Source organism: Exiguobacterium sp. s194, from assembly GCF_018618275.1.
GTDB lineage: Bacteria > Bacillota > Bacilli > Exiguobacteriales > Exiguobacteriaceae > Exiguobacterium > Exiguobacterium chiriqhucha.
This window is the reverse complement of sequence record NZ_JACSLT010000002.1, coordinates 231,396-253,178: the sequence shown is the minus strand read 5'-3', so window position 1 is coordinate 253,178 and position 21,783 is coordinate 231,396. Positions and strand designations below refer to the sequence as shown.

The 21,783-nt window shown below is 55.6% G+C and carries 21 protein-coding genes; 4 read left to right on the top strand and 17 right to left on the bottom strand.

The features are described 5' to 3' along the window. Positions 1-53: 53 nt before the first annotated feature. From KNP85_RS03205 to hprK, 12 genes are all read right to left on the bottom strand, one after another. Entirely contained in the window at positions 54-494 is a 441-nt protein-coding gene (locus KNP85_RS03205; protein ID WP_214801316.1) for a hypothetical protein, read from the bottom strand. 63 nt (positions 495-557) lie between these two features. After that, a complete protein-coding gene (locus KNP85_RS03200) occupies positions 558-1,073 on the bottom strand; it encodes a DUF2179 domain-containing protein (RefSeq protein WP_021065440.1) in 516 nt (171 codons plus the stop codon). A 95-nt stretch (positions 1,074-1,168) separates the two neighbouring features. Further along, positions 1,169-1,405 carry a hypothetical protein gene (locus KNP85_RS03195; RefSeq protein ID WP_021065439.1) on the bottom strand — a complete coding sequence of 79 codons (237 nt, stop codon included), beginning with the start codon at positions 1,403-1,405 and terminating at the stop codon, positions 1,169-1,171. Between the two features lie 87 nt (positions 1,406-1,492). Next, positions 1,493-2,446, bottom strand: coding sequence for a DNA-binding protein WhiA (whiA, locus tag KNP85_RS03190; RefSeq protein ID WP_021065438.1), 954 nt, complete (start codon positions 2,444-2,446; stop codon positions 1,493-1,495). Between the two features lie 31 nt (positions 2,447-2,477). Further along, positions 2,478-3,473, bottom strand: a complete 996-nt coding sequence (locus KNP85_RS03185; protein ID WP_021065437.1) for a gluconeogenesis factor YvcK family protein — start codon at positions 3,471-3,473, stop codon at positions 2,478-2,480. Between the two features lies 1 nt (position 3,474). Beyond that, positions 3,475-4,347, bottom strand: a complete 873-nt coding sequence (rapZ, locus tag KNP85_RS03180) for an RNase adapter RapZ (protein ID WP_021065436.1) — start codon at positions 4,345-4,347, stop codon at positions 3,475-3,477. 125 nt (positions 4,348-4,472) lie between these two features. Beyond that, positions 4,473-5,426 carry a thioredoxin-disulfide reductase gene (gene trxB, locus KNP85_RS03175; RefSeq protein ID WP_021065435.1) on the bottom strand — a complete coding sequence of 318 codons (954 nt, stop codon included), beginning with the start codon at positions 5,424-5,426 and terminating at the stop codon, positions 4,473-4,475. Between the two features lie 68 nt (positions 5,427-5,494). Beyond that, positions 5,495-6,967, bottom strand: coding sequence for a tetratricopeptide repeat protein (locus KNP85_RS03170; RefSeq protein ID WP_021065434.1), 1,473 nt, complete (start codon positions 6,965-6,967; stop codon positions 5,495-5,497). A 295-nt stretch (positions 6,968-7,262) separates the two neighbouring features. Next, positions 7,263-7,745, bottom strand: a complete 483-nt coding sequence (locus KNP85_RS03165) for an acyltransferase (protein ID WP_214801314.1) — start codon at positions 7,743-7,745, stop codon at positions 7,263-7,265. After that, positions 7,738-8,388 carry a pyrophosphatase PpaX gene (ppaX, locus tag KNP85_RS03160; protein ID WP_214801312.1) on the bottom strand — a complete coding sequence of 217 codons (651 nt, stop codon included), beginning with the start codon at positions 8,386-8,388 and terminating at the stop codon, positions 7,738-7,740. Before ppaX ends, KNP85_RS03165 begins: the two co-directional genes overlap by 8 nt. Next, positions 8,388-9,206: a prolipoprotein diacylglyceryl transferase gene (lgt, locus tag KNP85_RS03155; RefSeq protein ID WP_058764138.1), complete on the bottom strand. Its 819-nt coding sequence runs from the start codon at positions 9,204-9,206 to the stop codon at positions 8,388-8,390. Before lgt ends, ppaX begins: the two co-directional genes overlap by 1 nt. Continuing rightward, entirely contained in the window at positions 9,206-10,144 is a 939-nt protein-coding gene (gene hprK, locus KNP85_RS03150; protein WP_021065430.1) for an HPr(Ser) kinase/phosphatase, read from the bottom strand. The genes lgt and hprK overlap by 1 nt, the downstream gene beginning before the upstream one ends. 153 nt (positions 10,145-10,297) lie before the next feature. On the opposite strand from hprK, the gene KNP85_RS03145 reads away from it, so the two are divergent. Beyond that, positions 10,298-10,654: a hypothetical protein gene (locus tag KNP85_RS03145; RefSeq protein WP_021065429.1), complete on the top strand. Its 357-nt coding sequence runs from the start codon at positions 10,298-10,300 to the stop codon at positions 10,652-10,654. Between the two features lie 48 nt (positions 10,655-10,702). Here KNP85_RS03145 and KNP85_RS03140 read toward each other — a convergent pair whose 3' ends face one another. The 4 genes from KNP85_RS03140 to uvrB form a co-directional block, all read right to left on the bottom strand. Then, positions 10,703-11,062, bottom strand: a complete 360-nt coding sequence (locus KNP85_RS03140) for a hypothetical protein (protein ID WP_214801309.1) — start codon at positions 11,060-11,062, stop codon at positions 10,703-10,705. 63 nt (positions 11,063-11,125) lie between these two features. Then, complete coding sequence (locus KNP85_RS03135; RefSeq protein WP_021065427.1) at positions 11,126-12,304, bottom strand: DUF4097 family beta strand repeat-containing protein; 1,179 nt, start codon at positions 12,302-12,304, stop codon at positions 11,126-11,128. Between the two features lie 66 nt (positions 12,305-12,370). Then, on the bottom strand, positions 12,371-15,244 hold the full coding sequence (gene uvrA / locus KNP85_RS03130) for an excinuclease ABC subunit UvrA (protein ID WP_214801306.1): 2,874 nt from the start codon (positions 15,242-15,244) through the stop codon (positions 12,371-12,373). Beyond that, positions 15,245-17,221, bottom strand: coding sequence for an excinuclease ABC subunit UvrB (uvrB, locus tag KNP85_RS03125; protein ID WP_021065425.1), 1,977 nt, complete (start codon positions 17,219-17,221; stop codon positions 15,245-15,247). A 114-nt stretch (positions 17,222-17,335) separates the two neighbouring features. Here uvrB and KNP85_RS03120 point away from each other — a divergent pair, with 114 nt between their 5' ends. The 3 genes from KNP85_RS03120 to glpK all read left to right on the top strand — a co-directional run bounded on the left by KNP85_RS03120 (position 17,336) and on the right by glpK (position 20,577). Next, the gene (locus KNP85_RS03120) at positions 17,336-18,220 is read left to right on the top strand and encodes a sulfite exporter TauE/SafE family protein (protein WP_214801304.1); all 885 of its coding nucleotides are present in this window, start codon (positions 17,336-17,338) and stop codon (positions 18,218-18,220) included. Positions 18,221-18,321: 101 nt separating this feature from the next. Further along, on the top strand, positions 18,322-19,029 hold the full coding sequence (locus tag KNP85_RS03115; protein ID WP_029334585.1) for an MIP/aquaporin family protein: 708 nt from the start codon (positions 18,322-18,324) through the stop codon (positions 19,027-19,029). Between the two features lie 30 nt (positions 19,030-19,059). After that, a complete protein-coding gene (glpK, locus tag KNP85_RS03110) occupies positions 19,060-20,577 on the top strand; it encodes a glycerol kinase GlpK (RefSeq protein ID WP_214801301.1) in 1,518 nt (505 codons plus the stop codon). A 41-nt stretch (positions 20,578-20,618) separates the two neighbouring features. Here glpK and KNP85_RS03105 read toward each other — a convergent pair whose 3' ends face one another. Further along, on the bottom strand, positions 20,619-21,755 hold the full coding sequence (locus KNP85_RS03105) for a PDZ domain-containing protein (RefSeq protein ID WP_214801299.1): 1,137 nt from the start codon (positions 21,753-21,755) through the stop codon (positions 20,619-20,621). Positions 21,756-21,783: the final 28 nt, after the last annotated feature.

Here is a 21,783-nt window from a genome sequence, read left to right as displayed (position 1 = left end):
GTCCCCCCTTCTCGTTTATCATAAAGCCGGCCGTAGCGGACAGGTCAACATCTTTATTCTTTGACCTCGACCCCGAATACATAGCGGCTATCGCCTTGCGGCCAATCCCCGCCCGTCTCGAATACATAAACGCCCGGCTCGTCTGGCACGACCGGTTCAGCCGGGACAAGTTCCCCATCGACGAGTTGATGGAACGAGGCGTTCGACGGCTCGGCATGGAACTCGACATCAATCTCGGCACCCGCTTCGACCGGCACGAGCTGTAGGTCATCCGCCTCCGGCAGAGCATGGTCCTCGCATACCGCCTCGCCCCCATCCGACCAACAGAATGTTGACTGTTTCACTTCCGCGGTCACGGTTCCGACCCGGACTGTCGGGAGCGGTGGTTTGACCGACGTCCCCGACTTCCAAAACGAGGTGGCGTATAACATCCCGCCGACCACGAGCAACCCAACCACAACAATCCATAATCCTTTTCGTCTCAACCCGCTCATCCCCTTTGTACGTCTATTCCCCGTCCTACGAAAAAAACGACCCACTTTCGTGAGTCGTCCTGTTCATTTCGGGCGTCGGAGCCCTTTCATCATATAGCCGCCTTTAAAGTCGATTGGATCGAAAGCGACGAGGAACGCCTTCGGTTCATACTCCTCGACCATCTGGCGCAAATCTTTCATCCGTGTCCGCGCTGCCAAGACATCGAGACGATAGCGGATGCCGTCACGTCCCTGTCCTTGGTAGTGTGTCACCCCGTAGCCGCTGTCGCGCATCTTCTGGATGAGCTCGGCCGGGAACTCTTGTGTGTGGACTTGAATCATATTGTAGCCGATCGCAAGTTTGCGCTCGACGTAACCGCCGACGAGAATCCCCAGTCCGAAGCCGACCGCATAGACGATCATCCCGAGTGTCGTCAAATCTTGAAACACGATGCCGAGCGCGAAGATATAGATAAGCGTCTCAAGCGTACCGAACAGCCCCGCAATCATCGTTTTTCCTTTGACGAGCATGATGGTACGAAGCGTCAGCACCGGTACATAGACGAGTTGTAATACTAGGATGAGCAAGATTTGCCCCATTGGAACGACCTCCATTCGAATTCAATATAACCACTATTCCAAATTTCAAGGCTAGATGCAACCAAAAAAGGCTGACCGGAGTCAGCCTTTCGCAATTATTTGTCTAAGTTATCAACGCTCGTGAGCAGTTCATAGTCTTTACGGATGACTTGATAGATGGCGTTCGTATCGCCTGACAGTACTTCTTCCGCCCGCAATTGGTTGAGGAAGAGGCTTGTCGCGAACGTGACGAGGGCGCTTTTCGGGATCCCGATTTGTTTCGCACGCTCCGTGATGACCTGGTCTAAGTCAGCGTCAATCGTGAGCGAGATTCTTTTCTTTGCATTCGACATAATCATGAAGCTCCTTTAAGTTACATTTCTAAAGTCCTATACACAATTGCTAATTATATAGGAAGAATGGTTTTGGCGCAACCAACGTCACGATGAGCTGATTTCTTCACCGTTGCGCACCTTGTCCGCGATCTGGTCGATTTTACGGAGCCGGTGGTTGATTCCTGACTTCGAGATTGGTCCCGTCTCGAGCATCTCGCCGAGTTCTTGAAGCGAGACGTCTTGATGGGTGACCCGGAGTTCAGCGATTTCTCGGAGTTTGACCGGTAAAATCTCAAGCCCGACCGTGCGCTCGAGGAACTTGATGTTCTCGACTTGGCGGAGCGCCGCACCGACGGTCTTGTTCAAGTTCGCCGTCTCACAGTTGACGAGCCGGTTGACCGAGTTGCGCATGTCCTTGATGATGCGCGCGTCCTCGAAGTCGAGCATACCGCGCGTGGCGCCGACGAGTTTCAGGAAGTCCGAGATTTTCTCGCTCTCTTTAATGTAGAGGATATGACCTTTCTTCCGCTCGAGCGTCTTCGCGTTCAAGCCGAAGCGGTTGGCGAGGTCCCGGAGCGCCTGGTTATGGTTCTCGTACAAGCTATATACCTCGAGGTGATACGATGACGTCTTCGGATGGTTAATCGATCCGCCGGCGAGGAACGCCCCGCGCAAATACGCCCGGGCGAGGTTCTCGTCGCGTGTCATATCCGAGTTGAGCGTCCGAATCATCTCGTAATTCTCCCCGAGAATCTCGAGGTCCTTCAACATCGTCTCGGCGCGTTGGGCGACACGGACGATATAGACGTTGTTCTTCTTCAACCGCATTTTCTTCCGTACGAACAAATCGAGATGATGGTCGTACAGCCGTTTCATGAGGGAATAGATTCGGCGTGCGATGGCGGCGTTCTCGGTCGAGACGTCGAGCGTCATCCCCCGCCCTAAGGCGAGCGAGATGACCCCGTTCATCCGGACGAGCGCGGACAGTTCCGCTTTCGCCTCGGCATCGGTCACAACGAGTTGCGTCAGTTCTTTTTTGACGTCAGAGGCAAAGCTCATGTCAGTCCCCTCCTTTCTGTTCAATCACAACTTATTTCAGCTCGAGCTCTTGAAACGAGCGTGGTTTCTTGATGCGCAGCACGCGCTGCATGACGAGGCCGGCGATGGCGTCCGAGTCGTGGCGGATGTAATCGCGATTATAGTCGACGATGTCACCGGCGAGCACGTTCGTGCCATAGTTCCGAAGCTTCTTGCGATCGAACCGGACCTCTTCCGAGCCGTCCTCGAGGTAACGCTCTAAATAGATGTCCTCGATCGGCTCGTTATTGACGACAATCGTGTCGACCGTCGACTTGCCGAGATACGCCTCAATCGATTTCAAATGCTTCATCGCGTCGTACCCTTTCGTCTCGCCCGGCTGCGTCATGACGTTGCAAATATAGACGACCGGCTTCCCGGAGCGGACGATGGCGTCGCGCACTTCCGGAATCAACAGGTTCGGGATGATACTCGTATATAAGCTCCCTGGTCCGAGTACGATCAAATCTGCGTCCTCAATCGCCTCGACGACACCTGCCGCCGGCTTGATGCCCTCTTCGAGCAAGAATAGGCGCTTAATCGGTTTTTCGACGAGCGGGATTTTCGATTCGCCTTTGACGATCGTCCCGTCCTCAAACTCGGCCGCGAGCGTCATGAGCGTCTCCGTCACCGGGAGCACCTTGCCCTGGGCGTTCAACAGCTGCGACAAGACGTCGACCGCCTTGACGAACGAGCCTTCACAGATGTGCGTCGCCGCCGTCAGCATGAGGTTGCCGAGCGAGTGACCTTCGAGCCCAAAGCCGCTGTCGAACCGATATTGCAGAATCTTGTCCATGAGCGGCTCGACCTCGGACAAAGCGAGGATGACGTTCCGGATATCGCCCGGCGGTAACATGTGGAACTCGTCACGGAGGCGTCCCGAGCTGCCCCCGTCGTCCCCGACCGTGACGATGGCCGTTATATCGAGCGGATAGTGCTTCAAGCCCCGTACGAGCGTCGAGAGGCCCGTACCGCCACCGATGGCCACAACTTTCCTTTCGCGTCTCATCTTACTTCTCCTTCGTCGCATGCGCGAGGTCGCGATGGACGGTCTTGACGTTATAGCGCTCGGCGAAATGGGCCGACACTTTCTCGGCGAACGTGATCGAACGGTGCTTCCCGCCCGTACAGCCGAAGGCGACGACGACTTGCGTCTTCCCTTCGCGCTTGTACTGCGGCAACAGGAATTCGAGCATGTCGATCAGCTTCTTATAGAACGCCCGCGCCTCGGGGTGCGACATGACGTAATTCTGGACTTCTTCCGTCTGTCCGGTGAGCGGACGGAGCTCCGGGATATAGAACGGGTTCGTGATGAAGCGGACGTCGAACAACAAATCGATATCGAGCGGGACGCCGTGCTTGAACCCGAACGACATGAAGTTGACCGTGAACGGAATCCGTTCCTCGTTGAATTGGAGCAGGATGCGGTCTTTGAGCATCTGCGGCTTCAAGTCGGTCGTGTCATAGAGCGTATGGGCCCGGTCACGGAAACCTTCGAGTAACGAGCGCTCGAGACCGATGCCGACGAGTGGTGCGTCTTCCGGGGCGAGCGGATGCGACCGGCGCGTCTCTTTATAGCGGCGCACGAGCACTTCGTCCCGTGTGTCGAGATAGAGTAAGTGCGGGTGCACGTTCTTCTGTTCCAAGTCGTCGATGACGATAAACAGGCTGTCGATGAAGTCGCGCGTGCGCGTATCAATCGCGACGGCTATTTTCGGTCGGACCGAGCTGATGACGTCAATCAATTGCGGCAATAGCACCGGCGGCAAGTTATCGACGCAAAAATAGCCGAGGTCCTCAAAGCTGTTCATCGCGACCGATTTCCCGGCCCCGCTCATCCCGCTGATGATAATCAATTCTTCTAATCCTTTAAAGTCTTCCATGTCACTGACGCCCCCTTAAAATTGACAACCGAGCCGTGTGTGTAGCTCTCTTCTGTCTTTAGTATAACGAACGCCTGAAAAAAAGAGAAGGGATTGCGGTCGCCCGCAATCCCTTCTGTCTCTAGTCACGCGTTTTGTTCGTGCAACGCCTCGAGGAGTCCCTCGATATAATGTTGCGCGTTTTGAGCGGCGATCGATCCGTCGTTCGTCGCGGTGACGACTTGGCGGAGCGTCTTGTCGCGAACGTCTCCGGCTGCGAAAATCCCAGGGATCGTCGTCTCCATCGCTTCGTTCGTGACGATATAGCCTTGCTCGTTCGTGATGCCGAGGTCTTTGACGAAACCAGTGATCGGGTTCATGCCGATATAGATGAACACGCCATCGATCTCATGGTCCGACTCGGTTCCGTCGACCGTGCTGACGAGACGCGCCCCACCGACTTTTCCGTCCGCTTCCACGATCTCTTTGAGCGTGTGGTTCCAGATGAAGTCGATTTTCGGGTTGTCGAACGCCCGTTTTTGAAGAATCTTTTGCGCGCGAAGCTCGTCGCGACGGTGGACGATTGTGACTTTGTCAGCGAAGCGCGTCAAGAACACGCCTTCTTCGACTGCCGAGTCACCGCCACCGATGACGAACAAGTTCTTGCCTTTGAAGAATGCTCCGTCACAGACCGCACAGTAAGAGACACCGCGGCCGCCGAGCTCTTCTTCGCCCGGGACACCGATTTTCTTGTATTGCGCGCCTGAGGCGAGAATGATGGCCCGCGCTTTATAGTCGCGGTTGTGGGCGTGAACGACTTTATACTCCGTCTCGTCCGAGATGCTTTGGACGTCGCCATAGGCGTACTCCGCACCAAACGCTTTCGAGTGGTCGAACATTTTTTGAGACAAGTCTGGACCAAGAATGCTGTCATAGCCCGGATAGTTTTCGATATCTTCCGTGTTCGCCATCTGTCCACCTGGGATGCCGCGTTCGATCATAAGTGTCGATAAGTTGGCACGCGACGCGTAAAGTGCCGCCGTCATTCCGGCTGGGCCGGCCCCGATGATAATGACGTCATAGATTTTTTCTTCTGTCATAATGATTCCACCTCTGCATGAAATTGATTGACTTCAGTATAAGAAACCTAGGGAGGTATCGTCTATCTTTATGCTTGTTCGAGTGTTTGTTTGAACGAACGGATCGTCTCCGTGAGCGTCGCGACATCGATACCGAACGCATCGGCACAGTCGTCGAGGACGAGAGCGTCCCGTTTCGCATAGAACATCCAGACGAGGGCAGCGGCCGATGCCGTTGTGTCCTCGAATGATGCACCGGCGAGCAGCAAGAGCGCGAACCGTTCATAAAAGTCGCCGTCGAGGCTCATCTGTTCTGCTTCCGACACTTCCGTCTCGGCAAGCAAGAGCGCGTCATACGCCCGAGCGATGCGGACATCGCCTGTGAACGGGGCCTGGCAAATCTCGGCCCGGCACTTCTCAGCGAACGCAAGCACCGTCTCGTTGTCGGTGATGCCGCTCGTCAACGCGAGCGCTTCGAACGCCTCGTCATCGGCGAGCTTCGAGATGATTCGGATGATTTCGATTCGAGCCGCGTCTTCTTCTTGACGCAATCCTTGGACGAGCGCCGAGCGGAACTCGAGGTTGTCGCGGATGTCGTACGGGCTCTTCTCTTCGAATTGTTTCAACTCGTCACTGTTCAAATAGGTAGCCGCTTCTTCAAGACGCCCGGTCTTGTAGGCGGATACGCTGAGCCAATGCCCGAACAGTGAATCCCCACGGAATCCGCGTTCTTTCAACAGGCGGAGTTCTTCGTACGCGCGGTCGTATTGACCGACGAGCGCGAGCGTCGTGGCGAGTTTGTAGCGTAAATCGAACTGGAGCGGACGGACACGTGTCAATGGGACCGACAGTTGGAGCGCTGCCTCTGATTGTCCGGCTTCATGCAACAACAGAATCGTGTTCAAGAGCGCATGCAAGTTGCCCGGGTTCTCGTCGAGCACGTACTCGAGCGTCTCGAACGCCGCGTCATCGTTGCCGAGATAGAAATTGACGACGGCCAAGTTGTTGAACGCCGGCCAAAAGCGCGGATAGCGATCGATTAACCGTTCGAGCGTCGACTTGGCGGCGAACAAGCGGCCTTTGTCGATATGCTGTTGGGCCTCGGTGTGCCACGTGATCAGCTCGTCTTCTTCGTCATCCTCAAGTTCTTGTTCGAGTTCAATCAGTTCTAACAGGGATTGGACCGAGTCCGCGTAGCGTCCGTGTGCCTCGACTTCGAGGTAGCGGTTCGCATACATCGCTGCTTCTTCATATAAAGAGATATAGGCGCAGTTGCTCGCAAGGTGATATAAGGCCTCTGTTGACGTTTCATCGAGTTCAAGCACCCGTTTCCACACGTCATTGGCGTGGTAGATCTCCCCTACTTCAAATAACAGTTCAGCGTACTGTTTGTGATAGTCGACGCGGTGTGCTGCAGCGGCAGTGGCTTCAGCCATGAAAAAAGTCGCTTCATCTAGGCGACCTTCACGTAACGCACGACGACCTCTATAGTAGTGGAGCTCCGCGGCGAGCGGAGATTCTGGTTCGGGTAGCGTCATTACTGCTTCATAGTTCGCTTCCATATTCTAAATCCTCCACATCATCTCTAAATCTTTTTTTAGTTGCAGGGTTAAGAATACCGCACTCAATCAGTGAGGGCAACTGAAAAACTTAAAAAAAATCGGGACTATATTCCTTCTATAATGAATATATTTTGCTAGGTCCACTAAATGCTTTTTGACAAAAATATGAGGGTTTCGTGTCAGCGCCCATAGACACAAAAAAGCGGCATCCCCTTTAAAAAAAGTGATACCGCTCTAGTAATTTTATGAGGACGAACATGTCTTGACCTCAAAATGATTTCGCGCTAAATTGTGTCTATTTTGTGTCGATGGTTTGGAGCTTCGCGCCAACGACGCGCTCTCCGGGCAGGACGTCGCGATGCACGACGGCACCGGCACCGATGACGGCCCGGTCGCCGATCGTGACGCCAGGAAGGATCGTCACGTTCGCCCCGATCAACACCTCGTCCCCGATTCGGACATCCCCGATTCGGTACTCGTCGACGAGGTACTCGTGACAGAGAATCGTCGAATTGAACCCGATGACCGTATTACGGCCGATCGAGATTCGCTCCGGGAACATGACGTCCGGTGTCACCATGAGGGCGAGCGCGCTATACTCCCCGATTTCCATGCCGAGGAACGTCCGGTACAACCAGCGTTTCGCTTTGACGGATGGGAAGTAGCGGCCAATCAAGACGACGGTCGTGTTCTTGAAGACGCGCAGGAAACGAATCGTCCGATACATCTGCCAGAGCGGATTCGGCCCGTCGAGACGAAACCGTTCCGTCTTACGCATGGACCGTGACCTCGTCGAGCCACGCCTCAAAATGTTCCATCGAGTCGATGATGACGTCCGGCTCGAGCGCTTCTAAAAACGCGCGGCCTTTCAACGCCCAGCCGACGGCGACCGTCTTCGTGCCGGCGTTCTTGCCGCTGAAGATGTCCGTGTCATTATCGCCGACCATGACGGCGCGGTCCGCCGTCGACCCAAGCGCGCGGAGCGCCCGCTCGACCGGCTCGGCATGCGGTTTTTCATGCACGACATCGTCGGCCGTGATGACGACGTCAAACAAATGGTCGATGTTGAACAAACGCAAGCCTTGCTCGACGACGGGACGGCCTTTCGATGTGACGACGCCCATCTTGTATCCTTTGGCGTGAAGGCGATACAGCCCTTCGATCACACCCGGATACTCGGCGACGAGCTGGTCGTGCATGGCGATGTTGAAGCTGCGATAGAACGCCTGCATCTCTTTCCATTCCGGCTCATTGAGCGCTTTGAACGACTTCTCGAGCGTCGGTCCGATAAACGGGAAGATATCCTCGTCGCGATACGTCTCGTTTGGGAAGTAATACCCGAGCGTGTGACGGAAGCTCGCGATGATGAGCGGGTTCGTATCGAGCAACGTGCCATCCAAATCGAATAGAAGTGTATCCATCAATCAAACAGTCCTTTCTCTGAAGGGTCGTCGTATCGTTTCGCTTTACGGCGGACGATCATCATGACGATACCGAACACGATCATCGCGATCGAGACGAGTTGTGCCGTCCGGAGATCACCGGCCATCAAGCTATCGGTCCGCAGTCCTTCGATATAGAAGCGACCGATCGAGTACCAGACGAGATACGACAAGAAAATATAGCCGCGCGGCGGGTTACCGACCATACGCCATACGACGAGCAAGATGACGCCGATGATGTTCCAGACGCTCTCGAACAAGAACGTCGGCAAATAGTAGGCCCCGTCGATATACATCTGATTGACGATCCAGTCCGGGAGGAAGAGTGTCTCTTTCAAGAAACGACTCGTCGTCTCGGCACCGTGCGCCTCTTGGTTCATGAAGTTGCCCCAGCGTCCGACCGCCTGTCCGAGCAAGAGCGACGGTGCGAGGATGTCCGTGATCTTCCAGAACGACATCGACTTGCGCATGCAATAGATGACGACGACGAGCAGCGCCCCGAAGATGGCCCCGTGAATGGCGATGCCGCCTTGACGGATGTCGATGATTTGGCCAAGGTTCTGACTATAGTAGTCCCATTGGAAGATGACGTAGTAAATTCGGGCGAAAACGATGCTGATCGGAATCGACCAGATGATGACGTCGACGACCCGTTCTGAATCATAATTGAGGCGCTTCGCCTCGAACAAGGCGAGAACGAGGCCGAGCATCGCCCCGAAGGCGATAATCATGCCGTACCAATAAATCGGGAGTGACCCGATCTCAAACGCGACGCGGTCAAATGTTGGCTCTACCATTATTCCATGTCTCCTTCGTTGTCATGGATGGCGTTCGCGAGCCGCTCCGCGAACTCTTCGGCCGTATTGATGCCCATGTTCTGGAGACGGTAGTTCATCGCCGCGACTTCGACGATGACAGCCAAGTTACGTCCCGGACGGACCGGAATCGTCAAAATCGGCACTTCACTGTCGATGATTTTCATCGTGTTGTGATCGAGCCCGACGCGGTCATATACTTTGCCCGCATCCCAGTTCTCGAGGTTGATGATCAAGCTGATTTTCTTGTGCGAACGGACGGCACCGGCGCCGAACAACGTCATGACGTCGATGATGCCGATTCCGCGAATCTCGAGCAAGTGACGAATCAGCTTCGGCGCTGAACCGACGAGCAATTGGTCCCCGGTCTGGCGAATCTCGACCGAATCATCGGCAACGAGACGGTGGCCCCGCTTGACGAGTTCGAGGGCGGTCTCAGATTTCCCGACACCACTCTGCCCTTTGATGAGCACGCCGACGCCGTAGATGTCGACGAGCACGCCGTGCATCGCCGTCATCGGTGCGAGTTCCATCTCGAGGAAGTTCGTGATTTGTGACTCGATTGACGTCGTGACCGCGTTCGTGCGCATGAGCGGAACGTTCGCCGCCTCGGCTTCTTGTTCAATCTCTTTCGGGATGTCGAAGCCGCGCGTGATGAGGATGCCCGGTGTCAATTCCGTGCACAAAATCTTCGCCCGCTCGCGGCGGCTCTCTTCCGACAAGCTCGCATAGAACGTGAGCTCGGTCTTCCCGAGCACTTGAAGCCGATTTTTCGCATAGTGGGTATAGTAGCCGGCAAGGACGAGTCCCGGTCGACTGAGGTCCGGTGTGGCGACAGGACGGTGAAGTCCCTCTTCCCCGGCGATGACTTGAAGTTTGAAGCGCTCAACGAGTTGAGCCGTGCGTACGATATTTTGCATGAGTAATCTGCCCCTTTCACGCTCATTATTGTATCATAGCTCTTCTTGAGAAGTGTCAACGAAAGTGAGCCGAAGCGTGTCGAAAAAAAGAGGTGAAACTAAATTGTGGCAATTGCGTAGAACGGGTATAGACAAACAGGGAGGTGAAATGAAATGAATTCACTATTTTGGATTGCCATTGTCTTTATTTTTATCGTCGGAATCGCGGCGCTCGTCTACTTGGTTAAGTCACTATTTGACATGTGGCGCGAGTATGCGGCGACGAAGAACGAGACGGTGCTCTTATTGTTCATCTTGAACATCGTCGGCTTGTTCTTGTCCGGGTCGCTCTTATCGATGATCGTCGCCATCATCTTCTATTGGAACCGATCGAAGAAGATGCGGTATCTCGGAATCTTCTTGCTTATCGCCGGACCGGTCCTATTTATCCTGTTCATCATCGGCTCATTCACGCTGTATGACGGTCAAATGATGGATTGGGAACAGATGGAGTATCAAATGAATCTATGACATGACAAAACCCGGAGGCATTCGCCTTCGGGTTTTGTCATGGGTGTCTCATTCGCCCGGCAAATAACCGACCACGGTGTTCGACTCCGGTGCGACCAAGATTGTCGGGACGCCGACGCTACTGTTCGGGTCCGCTTCGAACGAGACGGCGATCGCCTCGGTCCCCGTATACGCATCGTCCAACAGTTCATAGCCATCATCGACCGTGACACGATGTACCTCGGCACTCGCTCCCGCATCGATTGCGGGCTCCTGCCAGTTTCGCGCGGTCACATACGCCCAGGCGATGGCAATCGCTTCGTCGCCTGCCGGCTCGTTCCCATTGACGATGCGCTGTTCGTCGTCACATCCGCCGAGCAACAGCACCGCAATCATCATCCATCCGTACGTTGACACAAATCGCTTCATCCCGTCCCTCCTCGTCTGTAGAGTTAAAAGAAACCCGAAGGCGAGAGGCCTTCGGGTTGTCGGTCATTGCTGATGGAACGGGTTGTTCAAGTCGGCCGGATTGACCGGGTCGACCGGGTCGATCGGTTCCACCGGTTCATGCTTGTCCTCTTCGAGGAACGTCGACGGTGTGTGGAGCGAGCCGTGTTCGAGGTCGATTGTACCGGTACGTGTTCCGGCCTCGACTTCGATGCGCGGGGTCTGACCGCGTCCCGACAAGAATTCAAGACGACGTTGGGCGACGTCTTTCCGGTCACGGATCAACTCGAGCTCGTCCAAGTTACAGTGGAGACCACCGAAGTTCGTCTCGAGTTCCCCTTCGACCTCAACGCCGTGTGGTAAGACGAGGCGGATGTTGCCGGCGAGCGAGACGAGTTCGAACTTGGCCGGACGGGCCGTCGCGAGTTCGGCCCTGATATTCCCGTTGCCGGTCTTGAGCGATGCCTTGTCATATTTCCCGTTCACGATGACGGCACCGTTGCCGGTCCGGACGTGGACGAGTTCTGACTCGACCGCTTCGACCTCGACCGTACCGTTCCCCGTATTGAGGAGCAGCTCTGAGGCGTGCACATCATGGAGCACGACCCGGCCGTTCGCCGTCTGGATGCGGACGCTCTCAACGTCGAGGCCGTCCGCACGGACTTCCCCGTTGAGCGTCTGCACGTGCAGGTGATCGAAATGATGATGCGGGACGTACAGTTCGACGTGGGCCCGGACGAGCTTGTCACGGAGCGACACGACGAGACGGTCGCCGATGACCGAGTGCTTGACCGCCGACTGGAGCTGTTCGAGCGCCTTATCCGCGTCTTGTTGACGGAGCGGACGGCCGGTGACGATCAGTTCGCACTCATCGTTGTCCGATGAGACGATGGTCGCCGAGGCGTTGAACAAGTCGAGCGAGATGTCTTTCCCGGTGAACGGGAACGATTTCGAATATGTCACTTCCGGTCCGAAGTTCGAGCTGAACGTGAAGTCGCTGTCACGAAGTTTCGTCACGAGTCCTTCGACGGCCGACGTCAGTTTCGTCGTGAGCGACTCGACCGAATACGCATCGACCTTCTCCGTCTCTTGACGTTCCTCGAGCGCTTGGACGCGCTCCGGTTCGAGCCGTTCCAGTCGTTCGAGTTGGGTCATGCCCTCTTCAATCGTCAGCTTTCCATCTTTCACTTGCTGGAGAATCAGTTCACGCATTTCTTGTTTCACTGTTCGTTTCCCCCTTCGATTTGGTTACACGTCAATCATGTTCCCGTTTCTCATCATTTCTATACCTTACTTCCGTTTTCCTGCTTTTGGTTTCGCTCGGGCCGAATCCCGTTCTAACACCGGCTTCAAATACTTGCCGGTATACGAGGCCGCCACTTCAGCGACTTCTTCCGGAGTGCCGGTCGCGACGATTGTCCCGCCACCGTCACCGCCCTCAGGTCCGAGGTCGATCAAGTAGTCGGCCGATTTGATGACATCGAGGTTATGCTCGATGACGAGCACCGTGTCCCCGTTCTCGACGAGGCGTTGCAGCACTTTCAACAACCGGGCGATATCATCGACATGAAGTCCTGTCGTCGGTTCGTCCAAAATATAAATCGTCTTGCCGGTCGATCGCTTATGGAGCTCAGAGGCGAGCTTGACGCGCTGCGCTTCCCCACCAGACAGTTCCGTCGCCGGTTGCCCGAGTTTCATATAGCCGAGACCGACGTCATAAATCGTCTGAATCTTGCGCTTGATTTTCGGAATCTTGTCAAAGAAGTCGAGCCCTTCCTCGATCGTCATATCGAGCACGTCGGCAATCGTCTTGCCTTTGTACTTCACTTCGAGCGTCTCGCGGTTATAGCGTTTCCCGTGACACACTTCACACGGGACGTAGACGTCCGGCAAGAAGTGCATCTCGATTTTGATGATTCCGTCCCCGCGGCACGCCTCGCAGCGTCCGCCCTTGACGTTGAAACTGAAGCGGCCTTTCTTATAGCCGCGCATCTTCGCCTCGTTCGTCGACGCGAACACGTCACGGATATCATCGAATACGCCAGTATACGTTGCCGGGTTCGACCGTGGCGTCCGTCCGATTGGCGACTGGTCGATATCGATGACTTTATCGATATGGTCGAGTCCTTCAATCTTCTTATGCTTCCCTGGCTTTGCCTTGGCCCGGTTGATGTGATGGGCGAGCGATTTATACAGTATCTCGTTGATGAGCGTCGATTTCCCGGAACCGGAGACACCGGTGACGGCAATGAACATGCCGAGCGGAATCGAGACATCGACCCCTTTCAAGTTGTTCTCTTCCGCCTTCAAGATTTTCAAGAAGCGCTCATCCGGCACTTTGCGTTCGGCCGGGAGCGGGATGAACTTCTTACCGGACAGATATTGGCCCGTGAGCGACTTTCGGTTCTTCATGAGCTGCTTCGGCGTCCCGGCAGCGATGACTTCTCCACCGTGTTCGCCGGCGCCCGGTCCGATGTCGATCAAATAATCGGCTGCCATCATCGTGTCCTCATCGTGCTCGACGACGATGAGCGTGTTGCCGATATCGCGCATCTGTTTGAGCGTCGCAATCAAGCGGTCGTTGTCGCGTTGGTGCAACCCGATTGACGGTTCATCGAGGACGTATAGGACGCCCGTGAGCCGCGAACCGATTTGCGTGGCGAGACGAATCCGCTGTGCTTCCCCGCCCGAGAGTGTCCCGGCGGCGCGAGAGAGCGTCAAATAGTCGAGACCGACGTTGTTCAAGAAGCTGAGCCGCTCACAAATCTCTTGCAAGATGAGACGGGCGATGGCGATATCTTTCTCGCTCAGTTCCGTCATGATCGAATCGAACAAATCGATGGCGTTGACGACCGACAAGTTCGTCACTTGGCCGATATGGTGACCCGTGATCTTGACGGCGAGCGTCTCTTCTTTCAAACGGTAGCCGCTACATGTCGGACATGCGTGGGTCGCCATGTACGTCTCCATCTGTTCACGGATATAATCGGACGTCGTCTCTTTATAGCGGCGCTCGATGTTGCGGAGCACCCCTTCGAAGAAGATCGTGTTCGTCCGGACTTGTCCGAAATCGTTCTCGTAACGGAACAAGAACGACTCTTCATCCGTTCCGTGCAAGACGAGGTCTTGGTCCCGCTTGGACAGGCGTTCGAACGGCACATCCATGTCGATGTCGAAGTGTTTACACATCGAGGCGAGCAGTTGCGGATAATACTGCGAACTCGTCGGCTGCCAGGCGACGATCGCGCCTTCCTTCAGCGTCTTCGATGGATCTGGGATGACGAGTTCCGGGTCGACGTCGAGTTTCGTACCGAGCCCGTCACACGTCGGACAGGCGCCGAACGGTGAGTTGAACGAGAACATGCGCGGCTCGAGTTCGCCAATCGAGAACCCACAAATCGGACAAGCGTGATGTTCGCTGAACAAGAGCTCGGTGCCGTCCATCTTATCGATGATGGCCCGACCGTCGGCAAGACGAAGCGCCGTCTCAAGCGAGTCAGCAAGACGACCTTCGACGTCAGCGCGGACGACGAGACGGTCAACGACGACTTCGATCGAATGTTTCTTATTCTTATCAAGCTCGATCTCATCGGTCAGTTCAATCGTCTCGCCGTTGACACGAACGCGGACGAACCCTTCCTTTTTGAGCGAGTCGAACACTTTGACGTGCGTCCCTTTGCGGCCCGAGACGATTGGCGCCAGGATTTGCAGGCGCGTCTTCTCCGGCAGCTCCATCACTTGGTCGACCATCTGTGAGATGGTCTGGCTCGAGATTTCGATACCGTGACGCGGACAGACCGGTTTCCCGATGCGAGCGAACAAAAGACGTAAGTAGTCATAGATTTCCGTCACCGTCCCGACGGTCGAGCGCGGGTTACGGCTCGTCGTCTTCTGGTCGATCGAGATGGCCGGGCTCAGCCCTTCAATCGTATCGACGTCCGGTTTGTCCATCTGTCCGAGGAATTGACGGGCGTAGGCCGATAGACTCTCGACGTAACGGCGCTGCCCCTCGGCGTAGATGGTGTCGAACGCGAGTGACGATTTACCGGAACCGGACAAGCCCGTCAAGACGACGAGCTGGTCCCGTGGAATATCGATATCAATGTTTTTCAAGTTGTTGACGCGCGCCCCTTTGATGACGATCGCATTTTTCTTTTCAGCCATTTAATTCCCTACCTTCAACTCCAAGATTAAGTCACGCAATTCGGCCGCCCGTTCGAACTGGAGGTCGCGGGCCGCTTGTTTCATTTCTTCTTCTAGCTTGGCGATGGCTTCCTCACGTTCAGCCGGCTTCATCGAGCTGAGTGATTCGAGCACATCCTCCTCGGCGTCGACCGTCGCGCGGATGACGCCGCGTACTTCTTTACGGATCGTCTGCGGCGTGATGCCGTGTTCTTCATTATAAGCTTCTTGAATCGAGCGACGACGGTCGGTCTCTTCAATCGCGCGCGTCATCGAGTCGGTCATCTTATCAGCGAACAAGATGACGTGCCCGTTCGAGTTCCGCGCCGCCCGCCCGATTGTCTGAATGAGCGATCGGTCCGAACGGAGGAACCCTTCCTTGTCGGCGTCTAGAATCGTGACGAGACTCACTTCCGGGATGTCTAGTCCTTCCCGCAGTAAGTTGATTCCGACGAGGACGTCGTATTTCCCGAGACGCAGGTCACGGATAATCTCAATCCGCTCGAGCGTCTTGATTTCCGAGTGCATATAGTTGACCTTGATGCCCGCTTCACGCAGATAGTCCGATAAATCCTCGGCCATCTTTTTCGTGAGCGTCGTCACGAGGACGCGTTCGTCCTGTTTGATGCGGTCGCGAATCTGATCCATCAAGTAGTCGATCTGTCCTTTAATCGGATGAATCTCGATCGTCGGGTCGAGTAGACCCGTCGGCCGGATGATCTGTTCGATCATGTTCGGTGTATGTTCAAGCTCGTAAGGACCCGGTGTCGCCGAGATGAAGATCGCTTGCGACAACTTCTTCTCGAACTCGTCGAACTTGAGTGGTCGGTTGTCTTTGGCCGAAGGGAGACGGAAACCGTGGTCGACGAGCACTTGTTTCCGGGCCTGGTCGCCGTTGTACATGCCGCGCACTTGCGGGAGCGTCACGTGCGACTCATCAGCGATGAGCAAGAAGTCTTTCGGGAAGTAGTCGATGAGCGTGTACGGCGTCGCCCCTGCCTCCGTCAAGTTCAAATGACGTGAATAGTTCTCGATGCCTGAACAGTAGCCCATCTCGCGCATCATCTCGAGGTCATAGTTCGTCCGTTGTTCGAGGCGCTGTGCTTCAAGCAGTTTGCCTTCTTCGCGGAACTTTTCGAGCTGCTGTTCGAGCTCGGCCTCGATGTTGACGATTGCTTTTTGCAACTTCTCGTCACGAGTGACGAAGTGGGACGCCGGGAAGATCGAGACGTGCTCCCGGTCGGCGATAATCTCTCCGGTGAGGGGGTCCATCTCGCGGATGCGGTCGATTTCGTCACCGAAAAACTCGACGCGCAAGCACTGCTCGTCACGTGACGCCGGGAAAATCTCGACGACATCCCCGCGGACACGGAAACGGCCGCGCTGGAAATCGATATCGTTCCGTTCATATTGAATGTCGATCAGTTTGCGGAGCATCTGGTCGCGCCCCATCTCTTTGCCGACGCGGAGACTTAAGACGAGACTGTTATACTCTTCCGGGTTACCGAGACCGTAAATACAGGAGACGGAGGCGACGATGATGACGTCGTCCCGCTCGAACAAGGCCGATGTCGCCGAGTGGCGGAGTTTATCGATCTCATCGTTAATCGAGGCATCTTTCTCGATGAACGTGTCGGTCGACGGCACATACGCCTCCGGCTGATAGTAGTCGTAATAACTGACGAAGTATTCGACGGCGTTGTTCGGGAAGAACTCTTTGAACTCGGAGTAGAGCTGTCCGGCGAGCGTCTTGTTGTGGGCCAAGACGAGCGTCGGCTTCTTCACTTCTTGGATGACGTTCGATACGGTGAACGTCTTCCCGGTGCCGGTCGCACCGAGCAACGTCTGATACCGGTCGCCGCGATTGATTCCTTCGACGAGCTGACGAATCGCTTCCGGTTGGTCGCCGGCCGGCTTATATTCTGAATGTAAGTCGAACGGAACGCTAATCTTATCCATGTATATTCCTCGCTTTCTTTACCTTGCATATTGGCTTGATTATATCACATACACGAACAAATATTCGCTTCTGACACGCTTCCCAAATCGTTCCGCTTTTCGTTATCATGGAGAGTGAATCTAAACAGAAACGAGTTGGTCGTCATGTGGTCGCTTCTCTTTCTCCCGCTCGGTGCCGTCGTCGGCGCCTTGTCCGGCTTCTTCGGCATCGGCGGCGGGGTCATCATCGTCCCAGTGTTGCTCTTTAGTGGATATTCGGCGGCCGAGGCCGTCGCCACGTCGCTCCTATTCGTCGTCGGGACGAGCCTGTCCGGCGCCAAGAAACATACGTCGCTCGGCAACGTGTCCTGGTCAACAGGCATCACGGTCGGCTTGGCCGGTGCAGTCACGGCGCAGCTGTCGAGCCGGCTCGTCCTCTCGATCTCGGGCACGTATGACTGGTTGCTCAATCTATTTTATCTGGCTATCCTATCTTATTTTGCCGTTACGCTATTAAAGAAAACATCTAAACCGCAGAAGCCGAAAAAATCATCGCTGCTTGCCGCCCTCGTCATCGGGATGATGGCCGGGCTGTTGTCGGCGCTGCTCGGTATCGGTGGCGGTTTCATCATCGTCCCGCTCCTCGTCAGTTGGCTCGGCTTCTCGACACATCGCGGGGTCGGGACGAGCCTGGCTGCCGTCCTGTTCATCTCGCTCGGCGGACTCGTCGGTTATCTCCCATCGCTGTCGCTCGACTACGTGACACCGCTCGCGTTGGTCATCGGCGCTTTCATCGGGGCCCCGTTCGGCGCCACGCTCACGAATCGCTATCACGATAAAGAGATCTCTAACCGACTCGCCTGGTTGTATATGGCCGTCATCACCTCAATCGCGCTCGATCTTGGTGCCGCCGTCTATGCGCCGCTCGCGTACGTCAGTTTGGCGGTCCTGCTCGCTTTTCTTGTCGGGATTGGACTCGACTTCAAACGGCGTATTGTCAATCAAAACCACTTTTCATAAGAAAAGTGGCTTTTTTTGCATATTCGGTTTTGAAACGCTTACATTTGGGGCATATAATGAAGTGGTAAGCCAAATTTAATATGGAAGGAAGGGAGTATCACATGTCAGCATTCGTCAGCGAAATTATTGGTACAATGCTACTCATCTTGCTCGGTAACGGTGTCGTCGCCGGCGTCGTCCTCCGTCATTCGAAAGCGGAGAACGCAGGTTGGGTCGTCATCACGTTCGGTTGGGGCTTCGCTGTTATGATCGGGGTATACGCAGCCGGAATCTACGGAGGGGCGCACTTGAACCCTGCCGTCACGGTCGGGCTCGCGACAGCAGGCTCATTCCCTTGGGCTGATGTGCCAGCCTACATCTTGGCACAGTTTATCGGGGCGTTCATCGGGGCCGTCCTCGTGTTCGTGCACTACAAACCGCACTATGATGTGACCGACGATCCGGGTGCCAAACTGGCCACCTTCTCGACCGCACCAGGGATTCGTAGCACGCCGTTCAACTTGATCGGGGAAATCATTGGTACGTTCGTTCTCGTCTTCGGAATTTTGTCATTCGGGGCCAACACGTTCACGGACGGCTTGAATCCGCTCATCGTCGGTTTCCTCGTTGTCTCGATCGGTCTCTCACTTGGTGGTACAACGGGATATGCCATCAACCCGGCACGTGACCTCGGGCCGCGGATTGCGCATGCGATTCTTCCAATCAAAGGCAAAGGGACGTCGGACTGGGGCTATTCATGGATTCCGGTCGTCGGACCAATCATCGGGGCGGTCATCGCCGCATTGGTTTACGGCATTCTTGTCCCATAATCTTTCTAATTTCTAAGGAGGCACTCTCATATGGAGAAAGAAAAACGTTATATCTTAGCACTTGACCAAGGAACGACAAGTTCACGGGCCATCATCTTCGACCATGACGGGAAAATCGTCACGGTCGCGCAACGTGAGTTCAAACAATACTTCCCGAAACCGGGCTGGGTCGAACATAACGCTAACGAGATTTGGGGTTCTGTCCTCGCCGTCATGGCCGAGGCGTTCGGGTCGGCTGATATCGATCCAAAAGAGATCGCGGCCATCGGAATCACGAACCAACGGGAAACGGCCGTCGTCTGGGAGAAGTCGACAGGACGCCCAGTCTATAACGCGGTCGTCTGGCAATCGCGGCAAACGGCTGGCATCTGTGACGAGCTGAACGCGGCCGGACACGGGGACTTGTTCCGCGACAAGACAGGCCTCTTGATTGACGCCTACTTCTCAGGAACGAAAGTCAAATGGATTCTCGACAACGTCGAAGGTGCGCGCGAGAAAGCGGAAGCCGGCGACCTCCTCTTCGGGACGATCGACACATGGCTCATCTGGAAACTCTCAGGCGGTCACGCCCACGTCACGGATTACTCGAACGCCTCACGGACGCTCATGTACAACATCTATGAGCAGAAGTGGGACGATGAGCTCCTCGAGATTTTGACGGTACCAAAATCGATGCTCCCAGAAGTCAAACCGTCGAGTGAAGTATATGCCAACACAATCCCGTACCACTTCTTCGGATTCGAAGTCCCGATTGCCGGTGCGGCCGGTGACCAACAGGCTGCCCTCTTCGGTCAAGCTTGCTTCGAGTCTGGCGAAGGGAAAAATACGTACGGGACAGGTTGCTTCATGCTCATGAGCACGGGCGAAGAAGCCGTTAAATCGGACCACGGGTTGCTCACGACGATCGCTTGGGGTTACGGCGGCAAAGTCGAATACGCACTCGAAGGATCGATCTTCGTCGCTGGTTCGGCCATCCAATGGCTCCGTGACGGACTCCGCATGCTCAAGTCGGCGAAAGATACGGAACAGTACGCCAACCGTGTCGAAACGACTGACGGCGTCTACGTCGTCCCTGCCTTCGTCGGTCTCGGTGCCCCGTACTGGAACTCGGACGTCCGCGGTGCCATCTTCGGCCTCACACGCGGTACGGAGAAAGAACACTTCGTCCGGGCGACGCTCGAATCACTCGCTTATCAGACGCGCGACGTCTTGACGGCGATGGAACAAGATTCTGGCATCGAGTTGAAGACACTCCGCGTCGATGGTGGTGCGGTCAACAACAACTTCCTCATGCAGTTCCAAGCGGACATCTTGAACGTGCCGGTCGAACGTCCGGAAGTGAGCGAGACGACGGCCCTCGGTGCCGCCTACCTCGCCGGACTCGCCGTCGGGTTCTGGAAAGACCAAGCTGAGATTAAACAGCAGTGGAAACTCGACCACCAGTTCGAACCGAACATGGACGAGGCACACCGCGAAAATCTGTATAAAGGCTGGCAACACGCCGTCGAAGCGACGATGGGCTTCAAACCATCGAAACTTGAACTTTAATCGAACGCACGAAAGGGAGCATCCGCCAAGGATGCTCCCTTTTATAATTTCCGTAACCGCAGACGCGGACTCGCCGGCTCGGCGACGAACAAGATGCCGAGCTCGTGCGGGTCAGTCTCATACATCGCCCGTTGCACGAAACGGATATCTCCGTTCAAGTTGAGCACCTCGAGCTTGATGTACGGCTTATGGAGCTGGAGCGCCTCATAGAAGCTGCTCCCGCCCGTGATGACCGTCCCGTTCACTTTATAAATCGACTCGCCCGGGATGAGCTGCATCGATTCACCTGGCGAACCCGGGAGCGTGTCGATGATGACCGCGCCCCGGTTGCCATTGATGAACACCGGTGTCGTCCCGCGGTTCTCTCGCTTGATCATTTGAAGCGCTAGCTCATACAAGACGAACACGACGAGCAAGCCGTAAGCCGCATACGGCACGTCGATGACGTACGACGCCCCGAACAAACCGAGGGCGACGAGCGCGAGCAAGCCGCGATACAGGCTCAGGCGACCGAGGAGCGTCCCTGGCAAGGCCCCGGTCGATAACAGGCTGACCCCGATTGGGATCGGCAAGATGACCGGCACCGGCATGTCGAGACCGAACGACGGTGGCAAAAAGACGACGAGCGGGAAAAACCAAAGCCGTTTGACGACGTGTCCGCCGATGAACTGACCTCGTTTGGACAAGATGAGCGTCGGTGACGTCTCAATCGACCCGTTCCAACGTAAGAGAATCGCTTCCGCCAATGTGACGACGCCGAACACGAGCGCATATACCGGCCACTCGACCTCGGATAGCCGGTCCATCCAGCCCGAGACGGCGCCGTAGTCGATGACGTCACGCAACGCGACCGCCGTCAGCATGAGGAGGAACGGGAACGCCGGGCTGCTGAAACGTGGGTGCATCGTCAAGACGATGAGCGCATACAGCACGCTGAACGTCACGAGCCATTCCCAGTTGACGGTCGTCTCGAGCAAAATCAATGCGGCTGAACCGATGACGGCGAGCAACAGGCTCGGCCATACAAAATGGCGCCAGTCCGACTTCGGCGAACGTCGCCGTGAGCGGAACATGCCCCGCTCCCGTTTGATGCGCGTCATGGATATGTAAGCGAGGGCGACGAGCGTCGCCCAGAGTAGCGGACTACCAATCAAGGTCAACAAAGCAGTAAAACTCATTCGTAGAACGTCCACACTTGTCCAATCC